This is a genomic window from Brevundimonas sp. FV1ye4L (assembly GCF_058681255.1).
Genome location: NZ_CM178734.1, coordinates 475,876 through 488,740 on the forward strand (window position 1 = coordinate 475,876; position 12,865 = coordinate 488,740).

Sequence of the window (12,865 nt, forward strand, 5' to 3'; positions counted from 1 at the left end):
TGGTGGGACCGGTAGGTCAAGAACTGGAAGCTCTGGCCGAAGAGGAAAACCACCGCTCAGCGAAGGCTCAGGTTCGTCCACCGCCGTGGTCCTATCGAGCGCACGAATTCCTTGCCTGATTGCAGGTGAAGAGGTGACGCGGAGGATGCCGCTGATATCTGTTGGCGAACATTGCCCGGTGCTAACCGACACCTGAGGGTCGAGGATCGATTCATAAGGCGGGATCCAACTGCGCCTAACCGATGGCCAAACGGTATATGCCGACCCTTCAGCCGAATTTAGGCTAGTCGAAAAACGCGGCGATTTCCGCCTGTATGTCCGCCTCGCCATTGTGCCCCCAAGTGAATGCTCCTGTGCAATGATGCGACAAGGACTAACCATCTTCTAGAGCAAGGGTCGGGCTTCGCCATCCCAGTGGGGCAGAGCGTTCTCAACCGTCATCCTCGCCCTTGTGGCGAGGATCCATACGCCCGGTATGTCCGCAGGGTGCGACGGCGTTGAGACCGGGCGTATGGATCCTCGGGACAAGCCCGAGGATGACGCGGTGGGGTGGATAGGTGCGAACGCCCGAGGACGGGGTGTGGCGTGGGGGCGCGCGCTCACGACTCACCACTCACCACTCACCGTCACCTCCGCCCGAACAACTTCTCCAGATCGTGCAGCTTCAGCTCCACATACGTAGGCCGTCCGTGGTTGCACTGGCCCGAATGGGGGGTGGCCTCCATCTGGCGGAGCAGGGCGTTCATTTCGGGGGCGGTGAGGATGCGGCCGGAGCGGACGCTGCCGTGGCAGGCCATGGTGCCGCAGACCTCGGCCATCCGCTCCTTCAGCGACAGGGCGGCGCCGTGTTCGGCCAGGTCGTCGGCGATGTCGCGGATCAGGCCCTGGACGTCGGTATCGCCCAGCATGGCCGGGGTTTCGCGCACCAGGACGGCGCCGGCGCCGAAGGCCTCGACGATCAGGCCCATCTCGGCCAGTTCCTCGGCGCGCGAGGCGACGCGTTCGGCCTCGGCCGGGTCCAGATCGACCACCTCGGGCGTCAGCAGGGCCTGGCGGGTCACGGACCCCTCGGCCATCTGGGCCTTCATCCGCTCATAGACCAGCCGCTCGTGGGCGGCGTGCTGATCGACGATGACCAGGCCGTCGCGGGTCTGGGCCACGATATAGTTGGCGTGGAGTTGGCCCCGCGCGGCGCCGAGGGGGTAGTCGAGGGGGTCTTGGGGCGTGGGGTGACTAGTGAGTCGTGAGTCGTGAGCGGACGGGTCGTGTGCAGCTGACGGCTGAGGCCATGACGGGGCGTCCCAGCTGGGTTCGACGCGGGCGCTGCGTTCGTTGAGGCCGGGCAGGACTTGGGCGGCGGCGGCGGGCTGGGACCAGCCGGTCCAGCCGCTGAAACCCTGGGCCGACGGGGAACTGGGGCTGTAGGCCGGTCCGGTGGAGACGCCGGTGTGGGGCTGGAACCCCGCCATCGCGTCGGCGGCGACGGTGGTGGAGGCGCGGTGGCCGGCGGCGTGGAGCGCATGCCTCAGGGCGCCGACGATCAGGCCCCGCACCAGGGCCGGGTCGCGGAACCGGACCTCGGCCTTGGCGGGGTGGACGTTGACGTCCACGTACAGCGGGTCGATGTCCAGGAACAGGACGGCGGCCGGGTGCCGGTCCCTGGCCAGAAAGTCGGCATAGGCGCCGCGCAAGGCCCCTTGCAGCAGCCGATCCTTCACCGGGCGCCCGTTGACGAACAGATACTGATGCGCCGCATTGCCGCGCGAATAGGTGGGCAGGCCGGCGTAGCCCGACAGGCGCACTCCGTCGCGCTCCTGATCGATCAGCAGGGCGTTGGCCTCGAAATCGCGGCCCAGCAGGGCCGACAGCCGCTTCAACCGGCCCTCGTCGCCGGGGTGTTCGGCGGGCAGGCGCAGGGCGACCTTGCCGTCCAGCGACAGGGTGAAGGCGACGGCCTCGTGCGCCATGGCCTGGCGTTTGATCTCTTCCGAAATGGCCATGGCCTCGGCCCGTTCGGACTTCATGAACTTGAGCCGGGCGGGGGTGGCGTAGAAGAGGTCGCGCACCTCGACCCGCGCGCCGTGCGGGCCGGGGAAGGGGGCGGGGGCCAAGGGACGGGTCGCGCCGCCCTCGACCTGGATGACCCAGGCCTCGGTCTCGTCACGGGACCGGGTGGTGATCGACAGGCGGGCGACCGAGCCGATCGAGGGCAGGGCCTCGCCCCGGAAGCCCAGGGTGTGGATACGTAACAGGTCCACGTCGCCGGCGTCGTCGGGTTCCAGCTTGGACGTGGCGTGGCGCTCGATGGCCAGGGGCAGCTCGTCTTTCGGGATGCCCTTGCCGTCGTCGGCGATCAGGATGCGCGACAGGCCGCCGCCGTCGGCCTGGATCTCGATATTGCGGCCGCCCGCGTCCAGGGCGTTCTCGACCAGTTCCTTGATGGCGCTGGCCGGCCGCTCGACCACCTCGCCGGCGGCGATGCGGTTGACGGTTTCGGGGGAGAGGCGGCGGATGGGCATGGGAGGGGGAAGATAGGGGGGCGAAGGGATTCGCGCCATTGATGGTTGGGGGGCTGGGCGGACGGGCCCCCCTCCGGCTCGCCGCTGCGCGTCGATCCACCTCCCCCAAGGGGGGAGGAGAGGCGTTGCCCGACTCCGCGCGGGCGGGTAGAGCGTTCGGCTTCTCCCGCCCAGCCGAAGTTCCAGACCATGCACGATATCCGAGCCATTCGCGAGAACCCCCAGGTTTACGTCGCGGGCTGGTCGTCGCGCGGGGTGGACGAGCCGGACGGGCTGGTGGCGGACATCCTGCGGCTGGACGCCGAACTGCGCCACGCCCAGACCACGGGCCAGGACGCCCTGGCCAAGCGCAACGCCGCCTCCAAACTGATCGGCGCCGCCATGGGCAAGAAGGACATGGCCGAGGCCGACCGGCTGAAGGCCGAGGTCGAGGCGCTGAAGGGCGACATCGCGGCGGCGGCCGAGGTCGAGGCGCGCGTCGGCAAGGAACTGCGCGACCTGCTGGCGGGGTTGAAGAACCTGGCGGCCGAGAACGTGCCGGACGGCGAGGATGAGGCGGGCAATGTCGAGGTCTCGCGCTGGGGAACGCCGCGCGAAGGCGGCCCGGCCAAAGATCACGCCGACCTGGGCGAGGCCCTGGGGATGCTGGACTTCGAGGCGGCGGCGAAGATGTCGGGCGCCCGGTTCGCGGTGCTGAAAGGCCAACTGGCCCGGCTGGAACGGGCCGTGGGCCAGTTCATGCTGGACCTGCAGACGGATCAGCACGGCTATCTGGAAGTGAACCCGCCGCTGCTGGTGCGGGACGAGGCGATGTTCGGGACCGGGCAATTGCCGAAGTTTGCGGAGGATCTCTTTGCAGCGGGAGAGTTTCGCTCCATCGCGCTTTCCAGCGATCCTGTCGTTGACCTGCTTACGGAGATCTACGGCAACCGACCGATGGCCGAAGCCATGATTGGTGCTCGTAGTTTGGCGTCCTTGGGCGTCTCTGACCCAGACACGCTGGGAGAACTTCCGACGCGAATGGTCAAGCTTGAAGGCGTCGTCCGAGATTTGATCAAGGAAGGGAGCTTGGACAACAAGCGTTGGCTCATCCCCACCGCCGAAGTCTCCCTGACCAACCTCGCGCGCGAGACCATTCTGTCCGAGGACGACCTCGCCACGCCGATGCGGATGACGGCCTTGACGCCGTGCTTCCGGGCCGAGGCCGGGTCGGCGGGGCGGGATACGCGTGGGCTGATCCGTCAGCACCAGTTCTCCAAGGTCGAGATGGTGTCGATCGCGCGGCCGGAAGACTCCGACGCCGAGCATGAGCGGATGACGGCCTGCGCCGAGGCGGTGCTGAAGGCGCTGGAGCTGCCGTTCCGGCGGATGCTGCTGTGCAAGGGCGACATGGGCTTCTCGGCCCAGAAGACCTTCGACCTGGAGGTCTGGCTGCCCAGCCAGGGGACCTATCGCGAGATCAGCAGCTGCTCGAACTGCGGGGACTTCCAGGCGCGGCGCATGGATGCGCGGTTCAAGCGGGCTGGCGAGAAGAAGACCGAGTTCGTCCATACGCTGAACGGATCGGGGCTGGCGGTCGGTCGGACGCTGGTGGCGATCATGGAGAACTATCAGCAGGAGGACGGACGGATCGCGGTGCCGACGGTGTTGCAGCCGTATATGGGCGGTCGCGAGTTCGTAGGCTGATGCGTATCCTCCTGACAAACGACGACGGGATCGAGGCTGAAGGTCTTGAATCCCTTGAGCGGATCGCCCGGACGCTGAGCGACGACATCTGGGTGTGCGCGCCCGCCGTCGAGCAGTCGGCCAAGGGGCGGGGCATCACCCTGAGCGAGCCGTTGCGGGTGCATAAGCTGGGCGAGAAACGGTTCGCGGTGACGGGGACGCCGACCGACTGCGTCGTGCTGGCGGTCAATGACCTGATGCCGGAGCGGCCCGATCTGGTGCTGTCCGGCGTGAACCGGGGGCACAATATCGGCGAGGACGTCAGCTATTCCGGCACGGTGGCGGGCGCCCTGCAGGGCATGGCCTTCGGCATCCGCTCCATCGCCCTGAGCCAGAGCCTGGAACGGTTCCACGACGAGGTGGTCGCCCATTGGGAGACGGCCGAGGCCTTTGCGCCGGCGATCATCAGCAAGCTGCTGGACCAGAAATGGGCCAATGGGGTGGTGATGAACCTGAACTTCCCCAATCTGCCGCCGGAACGGGTCGAGCAGATCGAGGTGACGACCCAGGGCTTCCGCGACGTGGGCGAGATGCATGCGGTGCGACGCACCGACCTGCGCGGGCGCGACTATTACTGGATGAGCTTCCGCGGCGAGAAGCAGGAGCATGCCGAGGGCACGGACCTGAGGGCCATTGAGGCGGGGCGGATCTCGGTCACGCCGCTGCACATCGACCTGACCCATATGGCTAGCGTCCATGACCTGAAGAAGGTGCTGGGCGGGGCGCCGCCGAAGGTGGTGAAGGCCGCATGAACCTGCACGACGACCGCGCCGGACGGCTGATCCTGTCGCTGCGCCAGCAGGGGGTGACGGATCCCCGGGTGCTGGGCGCGATGGAGAGCATCGACCGCGCGGTCTTCGTGCACGAGAAATTCCTGGACCAGGCCTGGGAAGACCAGGCCCTGCCCATCGACTGCGCCCAGACCATCAGCCAGCCCTATATCGTCGGCCTGATGACCCAGGCCCTGGACGTCCAGCCCCGCCACCGGGTGCTGGAGATCGGCACCGGCAGCGGATACCAGTGCGCGGTGCTGAGCCGGCTGGCGCGCTATGTCTATTCGGTGGAACGCTATCGCAGCCTGCTGGTCGAGGCCGAGGCCAAGCTGCGGACGCTCCAGATCGACAACGTCATCACCAAGCACGGCGACGGCGGCCTGGGCTGGATCGAACAGGCGCCTTTCGACCGGATCATGGTGACCGCGGCCTCGCCGGGCGAGCCGACCGAACTGTTGAAACAGCTGAAGCCGAACGGGGTGCTGGTCGCGCCCGTGGGCCGGACCTCGGTGCAGATGCTGCACCGTTATGTCGGCCAGGGCGACGGGTCGTTCCACCGCGAGAGCCTGACGGAAGTCCGGTTCGTGCCCTTGGTCGAGGGGACGGCGAAGGAGGGGTAGGTAGGCGTGAGTGGTGACACGTGAGTCGTGACTGAATGTCGCCGCTCGATTCACGTCACGATTCTCCTCTTACGAGTCACGCCGTCTCGCCGTTAACCTTCTCGCCCAATTTTGGCGATGATTGCGGGCTTGGCTTGGGCGGCGCGAGCGGGCACACCGGGCGGGCGGATTTAACCATGTGAGGGGAGCGGCCGGTGGCGGTGATTTCGGGCTGGATGAGAGCGACTGTGATCGCGGGGGCGTCGCTGAGTGCGGCGGCCTGTATGACCTATCCGTCCGAGCCGCAGTATTCGACGCGACCCACGCCGGTCGGGCAGACGGCCGGGCAGGGGGGCCAGCCGCCGGCTCAGCAGGGCCCGTATGGACAGCCTGCCCAGCCCTATCAGCCGCCGGTTACGGCCCCGGTCGGGGCGGTGGAGGGCGGGGCCCTGCCGCCGCCGGTTTCGGTTGCGCCGACCTATCCGGCAACGCCTGCTCCGGCTTCGCCGTCCACCGTGGTCATGCCGGGCGCGGCCTATGTGATCCAGCCGGGCGACACCATCTCGGGCGTCGGGCGGCGATTCCAGACGCCGGTGCAGACCCTGATCGACCTGAACGGCCTGGGGCCGCGTGGAGCGATCACCAGCGGTCAGAGAATCATCCTGCCAGACTCCGCCGTGGACACAGGGCGCGATCCCTACGCCACCGGGCCGTCGCCGGCCGGGGTGCTGGTGCCGAACACCGGCGTGGTTCCGCCGCCGCCCCCGCCGCCCTCGGGCAATGCGGCCCTGCCGGCCCAGACACGGCCGGTTGAGACCCCCGCTCGTCCGCCGGTCAGCGCCGCGCCGTCGACAACGCCGATCGCGGGCGGTCCCATCGCCTTGCAATGGCCGGTGCGGGGCGATGTCCTGCGGCGGTTCGGCCCGGTGGGGATGGGCGAGCGCAATAATGGGATCAATATCGGCGCCTCGGCCGGCGCCTCGGTCGTGGCGGCCGCCGGCGGGCGGGTGGCCTATGTGGGCGACGATCTAGTGGGGCAGGGTCTGACCGTTCTGGTCGTCCACAACGGCGGCTGGCGCACGGTTTACGGCCATCTGGGTTCGGCGACGGTCAAGGACGGCGACGACGTGCGCGCGGGCCAGCAGATCGGCACCGTGGGCCTGACGGCCGGCGATGGTCGCCCGTCGATCCATTTCGAGACCCGCCAGATGCGCGGCGACGACCCTGTCGCGGTCGATCCGCTCACCGTATTGCCGCGCTGACGGCCGTTCAGGAGCCTGATTCACGCCGTGGTCTTAGCCGTACTTGGGAGCTGCGCGCTTTCGCCCACGACGATCAGGCTCTAGCCGCGTTGCAATCCGCGAAGCGCGGCCCTAGGTTCCGCGCCTCGTTTTAATGGGGTGCCGACGAGGGCCGCCCCTCTTATGTTCGGAGACTACCCATGGGCGCCCCAGCTGACGGCGGCATGATGGCCGTGATCATGCAGTTCCTGCCGATCGTCGCCATCTTTATCCTGTTCTACTTCCTGCTGATCCGTCCGCAGCAGAAGCGCGCCAAGGAACATGCGGCCGCCATCGCCGCCGTAAAGCGCGGCGACACCGTCGTGCTGTCCAGCGGCACCATCGGCAAGGTCACCCGCGTGGAAGAGGGCGAGGTCAATGTCGAAATCGCCCCCAGCGTCAATGTGCGCGTCGTCAAGACGATGATCGCCGAGGTGCGCAACCGCACCGCCATCGCCGCCAACGATTCCAAGGCCTGAGACCCAAGCGTATCGCTGAACCTGGACGGTCCTCATGATTCAGCTGTCGCGCTGGAAAGTCATTCTCGTCGTCGTTTCGGCGATCCTGGGCTGCCTGCTGGCCTTCCCCAACCTGCTGAGTCCGGCTCAGCGGGAAGCCATGCCCGGCTGGCTGCCGAAGAACGCCCTGAACCTGGGGCTGGATCTACAGGGCGGATCGTACCTGCTGCTGGAGGTCGATGTGGCGGCGATGCGCGAAAAGCGCATCACCAACCTGATCGAGGATGTGCGCGTCACGCTGAACGGCGAGGGCGTCGCCACCAACGGCTTCCAGCGTGAAGCCGGCGGGGTGATCGTGACCCTGGCCAATCCGGGCCAGCAGACGGCGGCCTTCGAAGCCCTGCGCCAGCTGGCCGGGGCGGCGGGACCGTCGGGTCAGGTCGAACGGACCGCGACCCGCGTGGGCGGCGACCGCATCCGTTTCGCCTATACGGACACGGCCCTTGCCGGCATGGGATCGACCGCCGTGGACCAGTCGATTGAGGTGGTGCGCCGCCGGATCGACAGCCTGGGCACGCGCGAACCCTCGATCACCCGCCAGGGCGCCGACCGGATCGTGGTCCAGGCGCCGGGCGAGAGTGATCCGCGCAAGCTGGAAGAAGTGATCGGCCAGACGGCCCAGCTGACCTTCCAGATGGTGGACAGCGAGAATTCGGTGACCGAGGCCATGGCCGGCCGCGTGCCGCCGGACGCCGAACTGCTGATGGACGAACAGGGCACGCCCTATCTGGTCAAGAAGCGGGTGCTGGTCTCGGGCGAGAACCTGACCCGTGCCGGCGTTGGCGCTGACCAGAGCGGCCGTCCGGCCATCGACTTCCGCTTCGACGGCGCCGGCGCACGCCGGTTCGGTGAGGCGACTGCCGCCAATATAGGCAAGCCCTTCGCCATCATCCTGGACGGTAAGGTGATTTCGGCGCCGACCATCCAGGTGCCGATCACGACCGGGTCGGGCCAGATCACCGGCAGCTTCTCGATCCAGGAAGCCGCCACCCTGGTCAACCTGCTGAACGGGGGCGCCCTGCCGGCGCCGCTGAACGTCGAGGAACGCCGGACCGTGACCGCCGAACTGGGCGCGGACGCCGTGGCGGCGGGCGCCCTGTCGACCGCGGTTGGCTTCGGCATCATCGTGGTCTTCATGATCCTGGCCTATGGTTTCCTGTTCGGGGGCGTGTCGGTGCTGGGCCTGATCCTGAACGGGGTGCTGATCGTGGCGGCCATGTCGCTGACCCAGGCGACCCTGACCCTGCCCGGCATCGCCGGTCTGATCCTGACCTTCGCCGTGGCCGTGGACGCCAATGTGCTGATCTATGAACGGATGCGCGACGAGGCCCGGTCGGGCCGCAGCGTGATCGCCAGCATGGACGCCGGCTTCTCTAAGGCCTGGGGCACGATCCTGGACGCAAACGTCACCACCCTGGTGGCGGCGGCGATCATGTTCGTCTTCGGCGCCGGTCCGGTGCGCGGCTTCGCCTGGACGCTGAGCATCGGCGTCTTCACCTCGGTGTTCTCGTCGGTTCTGGTGGCCCAGGTGCTGCTGGCCTACTGGCTCAAGACCGCCAAGCCCAAAAAACTGCCGATCGCGGAGTAATGGCGATGCGTGGATGGCCCCTCATCAAACTGCTGCCGCAGAAGACGAATTTCCATTTCGTCAAATACGCCCGGTTCGCCGCGGTGCTGTCGGTGGTTCTGTGCGTCGCCTCGATCGTGGCGTGCTTCATTCCCGGCCTGAACATGGGCATCGACTTCCGGGGCGGCGCCTCGATGGAGGTGTCCAAGCCGGCCGGTCAGGTGATCCCACTGGACAATGTGCGTGAGGCGGTGAACGGCCTGAACCTGGGCGACGTCCAGGTGCAGGGCATCGCCCGGCGCGACACCAATATCGATGACGGTTCGACCGCCATCCTGCGCTTCCAGGTGCCGGAAGGCCGCGACCAGACCCAGGTGGTCAACCAGGTCGAGACCGCCATCAGCCAGACCGTGGGCGAGGTCCAGTACTCGGGCGTCAGCGTCGTCGGCTCCAAGGTTTCGGGCGAGCTGTTCACCTCGGGCCTGCTGGCCCTGGGCGTCGCCATCGGCCTGATGTTCCTCTACATCTGGTTCCGGTTCGAGCCGCAGTTCGGCTTCGGCGCCGTGATCGGCCTGCTGCACGACGTGGTCCTGACCTTCGGTCTGATCGTGCTGTTCCGGCTGGAGTTCAGCCTGAACATGGTCGCCGCCATCCTGACCGTCATCGGCTATTCGATGAACGACACCGTGGTGGTGTTCGACCGTCTTCGCGAGAACCTGCGCAAGTACAAGACCATGCCCCTGGGCGAGGTGATCGACCTGTCGCTGAACGAGACCCTGTCGCGGACCATCATCACCGGCGTGACCGCCGTCATGGTGCTGGCGGCCCTGGCCGTGTTCGGGGGCGAGGCCCTGTTCGGCTTCTCCATCGCCCTGATGTTCGGCATCATCATCGGCACCTATTCGTCCATCTATGTCGGCGCGCCGATCATCCTGCTTTGGGGCGTCAAGCGCGGCGCCCTGGCCGAGGACGCCAAGCCGATCAAGCTGGGCATGGCCAGCCGGCCCTGACTGCGGCATCCTCTCCCGGAAACGGGGGAGGGTGTGATGGGGCGAAGGCTTTTGCTTGCGGCGATTCTGGCGCTCGGGCCTAGCATCGCCGCCGAGGCCCAGACCCATGTGGGCAAGGACGCCTATCAGGGCCTGCCCTGGTCGGTCGCCGCGCCGCAGGGGGCGTCCTGGACCTTGGTCTGTCGATTTCGACCAGTGACGGTCTGGATCAGTCCCTATGAGCGGGACCGCTGGATGAACATCATGACGCAGCAGGGGCGGGGCGGCCGCCATGGACGCCTGCCCGGCGACAACGGCCGCTGCACCCTGACCAAGACCGGCGGCGAAGGATCGGTCGGCATCGCCCTGGTCAAGAACGGCGTGGCGACGGCGGCAGGCACGCGCGACCCGGCGACACCGGCGAAGGTGACGGTGTTCTGAGCTGCGCCAAACCGGGCGTCAGCGGCAAGCAGCCTCGGCCTCGGCGGCGATCTGGTCGGCGATGGCCTCGTCTATCGGTCCGAGCAGAACCTCGGGACCCAGCGTATGGCCCCGACCCGGATGCGTGACGAACCGCGTCCGCTCGGGGGCAAGGACGCCGGACGCGGCCTGGCGCTGGCGATCCTCGCGAACCTGCGAGTCCAGGCTGCCGTAATGCAGGCTCATCGGGGCGTTCCAAGCGGCGAAACGGGTCGCGATAGGGCGCTCGTCCGTGAACCAGGACTTCCACCAGCCGTAGCTAAAGGCGGGCGTCTGGGCATTGGGGTAGGGGACGTCGTCGGCCTGGGCCAGGGCGGCTGTCTTGCCCTGCTCGTACAAGGTCGTCTGCACCGTCCGAACCGAGGCGATCTCTTCGGCGCTCCAGGCGCCGTCGGGCTGAAGGAAGGGCTCCAGTCGACCGAAGACGCCGGAGGGCGTGGTCTGCCAAGTCTTGCGGACTTCGTCGTTGGTGACGACGCCGTCGCCATCCTCGTCCATCATCAGAAGCGAATCCGCATCCCGACCGGTGGATTGCCATTTGACGGCTGAGACCTTGCTTTCCAGCGGGGCGCCCATGCCGATGATCAGGTCGGGTGCGGACTGCCGGCCGCCGTCCGCGACGCCGGCGACGTGAACTGCACCCTCGGAATGGGCGAAGATCACAATGCACTTGGCGTTCAGACCGGCGGGAGAGCGGGCCCAGGCCAAGACGGCTTCGGCGTCCAGGCTCAGGTTCTCGGCCGTAACGCCGGGAATGGCCAGGGTGTCCACGGCCGAGGCGGGCGGCGCGCCGAAGGTCACGCCGCGCCGGTCGTATCGAACTGCGGTCAGGCCACGCGCCGCGAACCTCTGACCGAGATCCTTGAAGACGGCGTCGCGCGGCGTGCCGGATCGGCCAAACCTCATGTCGCGGTCGAAAGCGCCTGTGCCCGCCACCAGGATGACGGCGCCGATAGGGACTGCGTCCGGCCGGTCGGTCACCCCTTGAAGAACATAACCGTCGGCGGATGCGACCGAGAAGGGCTCGGTGGCGGGTTCCACCAAAGTCGCTAAGGCCAGCGCAGTAAAGAGTGCGAGCATGACGTCTCCCCCTGTTCAGACGGTCATCTGAACGGCAGGGCTGTCATCATGCAAGCGTAGAGTGTGCCGCATGTCGGGCGGAGGCGAGGCCCCCGCCCGAAATCCTCAGCGCAGCGAGGCGGCGAAACGCTGGATGCGGGTGCAGGCTTCTTCCAGCACGGCGTCGGAGGTGGCGTAGCTGATGCGGAAATAGGGCGACAGGCCGAAGGCCTCGCCCTGGACCACGGCCACGCCCTCGGCGTTCAGCAGTTCGGCGGCGAAGGTGGAGTCGCCGTCGATAACTACGCCCGATTCCGTCGTCTTGCCGATCAGACCGGCGATGGACGGATAGACGTAGAAGGCGCCTTCCGGCGTGGCGCAGGTGAGGCCGGTCGCCTGGTTCAGCATGGACACGACCAGGTCGCGGCGCTTCTCGAAGGCGGCCTTGCGCTCGGGGATGAAGTCCTGGGTTCCGTTCAGGGCCTCGACCGCCGCCCACTGGCTGATGCTGGTGGGGTTGGAGGTGGTCTGGCTGGCCACCTTGCGCATCAGGTCGATCAGCGGCTTGGGGCCGCCGGCGTAGCCGATTCGCCAGCCGGTCATGGCATAGGCCTTGGACACGCCGTTGACGGTCAGGGTGTGGTCGATCAGGTCGGGCGCGACCTGGGCGATGGTGGTGTATTCGAAGTCGCCATAGACGAGGTGTTCGTACATGTCGTCGGTCAGCACCCAGACGTGCGGGTGGCGACGCAGCACGTCGGCCAGGGCCAGCAGTTCCGCCTGGGTGTAGGCGGCGCCGGTCGGGTTGGAGGGGCTGTTGAGGATCAGCCACTTGGTGCGGGGCGTGATGGCGGCCTCCAGCACCTCGGGGCGCAGCTTGAAGCCGTCCTTCTCCTCGCCGACCACGGTGACGGGCTCGCCGCCGGCCAGCAGCACCATGTCGGGATAGGACACCCAGTAGGGGGCGGGCACGATGACCTCGTCGCCGGGGTTCAGGGTGGCGACCAGGGCGTTGAAGATGACCGGCTTGCCGCCTGGGGCGACGTGGATCTGCGACACGTCGTAGGTCAGACCGTTCTCGCGCGCGAACTTGGCCACGATGGCCTTCTTCAGCTCGGGCATGCCGTCGGCGTCGGTGTATTTGGTTTCGCCGCGGTTGATCGCGTCGATGGCGGCCTGTTTGATATTCTCGGGCGTGTCGAAGTCCGGCTCTCCGGCGCCGAGGCCGATCACGTCGCGGCCCTCGGCTTTAAGCTTCCGGGCCTGGGCGGTCACGGCGATGGTGGCCGAAGGCTTGACGCGGGCGAGGGCGGAAGATTGCAGGCTGGACATGGGTATCCCGTCGATCTTGGAAGG

The 12,865-nt window shown here is 67.6% G+C and carries 11 protein-coding genes; 8 read left to right on the plus strand and 3 right to left on the minus strand.

Features of this window, described 5'->3' with window-relative positions; genetic code table 11:
- Positions 1-626 precede the first annotated feature (626 nt).
- Positions 627-2,519, minus strand: coding sequence for a DNA mismatch repair endonuclease MutL (gene mutL, locus ACW17X_RS02345; protein WP_492099487.1), 1,893 nt, complete (start codon positions 2,517-2,519; stop codon positions 627-629).
- A 189-nt stretch (positions 2,520-2,708) separates the two neighbouring features.
- Here mutL and serS point away from each other — a divergent pair, with 189 nt between their 5' ends.
- From serS to ACW17X_RS02385, 8 genes are all read left to right on the plus strand, one after another.
- Positions 2,709-4,205 (plus strand): serine--tRNA ligase, encoded by a 1,497-nt coding sequence (serS, locus tag ACW17X_RS02350; RefSeq protein WP_492099488.1) that lies wholly within the window; start codon positions 2,709-2,711, stop codon positions 4,203-4,205.
- Positions 4,205-4,996, plus strand: a complete 792-nt coding sequence (gene surE, locus ACW17X_RS02355) for a 5'/3'-nucleotidase SurE (RefSeq protein ID WP_492099489.1) — start codon at positions 4,205-4,207, stop codon at positions 4,994-4,996. The genes serS and surE overlap by 1 nt, the downstream gene beginning before the upstream one ends.
- Entirely contained in the window at positions 4,993-5,637 is a 645-nt protein-coding gene (locus ACW17X_RS02360; protein ID WP_492099490.1) for a protein-L-isoaspartate(D-aspartate) O-methyltransferase, read from the plus strand. Before surE ends, ACW17X_RS02360 begins: the two co-directional genes overlap by 4 nt.
- Positions 5,638-5,831: 194 nt before the next feature.
- Positions 5,832-6,878: a peptidoglycan DD-metalloendopeptidase family protein gene (locus ACW17X_RS02365; protein WP_492099491.1), complete on the plus strand. Its 1,047-nt coding sequence runs from the start codon at positions 5,832-5,834 to the stop codon at positions 6,876-6,878.
- Positions 6,879-7,057: 179 nt separating this feature from the next.
- Positions 7,058-7,375: a preprotein translocase subunit YajC gene (gene yajC, locus ACW17X_RS02370; protein WP_271166406.1), complete on the plus strand. Its 318-nt coding sequence runs from the start codon at positions 7,058-7,060 to the stop codon at positions 7,373-7,375.
- 34 nt (positions 7,376-7,409) lie between these two features.
- Positions 7,410-9,002, plus strand: coding sequence for a protein translocase subunit SecD (secD, locus tag ACW17X_RS02375; RefSeq protein ID WP_492099492.1), 1,593 nt, complete (start codon positions 7,410-7,412; stop codon positions 9,000-9,002).
- Entirely contained in the window at positions 9,002-9,991 is a 990-nt protein-coding gene (secF, locus tag ACW17X_RS02380) for a protein translocase subunit SecF (RefSeq protein ID WP_492099493.1), read from the plus strand. Before secD ends, secF begins: the two co-directional genes overlap by 1 nt.
- A gap of 36 nt (positions 9,992-10,027) precedes the next feature.
- The gene (locus ACW17X_RS02385) at positions 10,028-10,411 is read left to right on the plus strand and encodes a hypothetical protein (RefSeq protein ID WP_492099494.1); all 384 of its coding nucleotides are present in this window, start codon (positions 10,028-10,030) and stop codon (positions 10,409-10,411) included.
- Between the two features lie 18 nt (positions 10,412-10,429).
- Here the strand turns inward: ACW17X_RS02385 and ACW17X_RS02390 are convergent, their stop codons facing one another.
- Both ACW17X_RS02390 and ACW17X_RS02395 read right to left on the minus strand, forming a co-directional pair.
- Entirely contained in the window at positions 10,430-11,530 is a 1,101-nt protein-coding gene (locus ACW17X_RS02390) for an alpha/beta hydrolase (RefSeq protein WP_492099495.1), read from the minus strand.
- A 105-nt stretch (positions 11,531-11,635) separates the two neighbouring features.
- The gene (locus ACW17X_RS02395; RefSeq protein WP_492099496.1) at positions 11,636-12,841 is read right to left on the minus strand and encodes a pyridoxal phosphate-dependent aminotransferase; all 1,206 of its coding nucleotides are present in this window, start codon (positions 12,839-12,841) and stop codon (positions 11,636-11,638) included.
- Positions 12,842-12,865 lie beyond the last annotated feature (24 nt).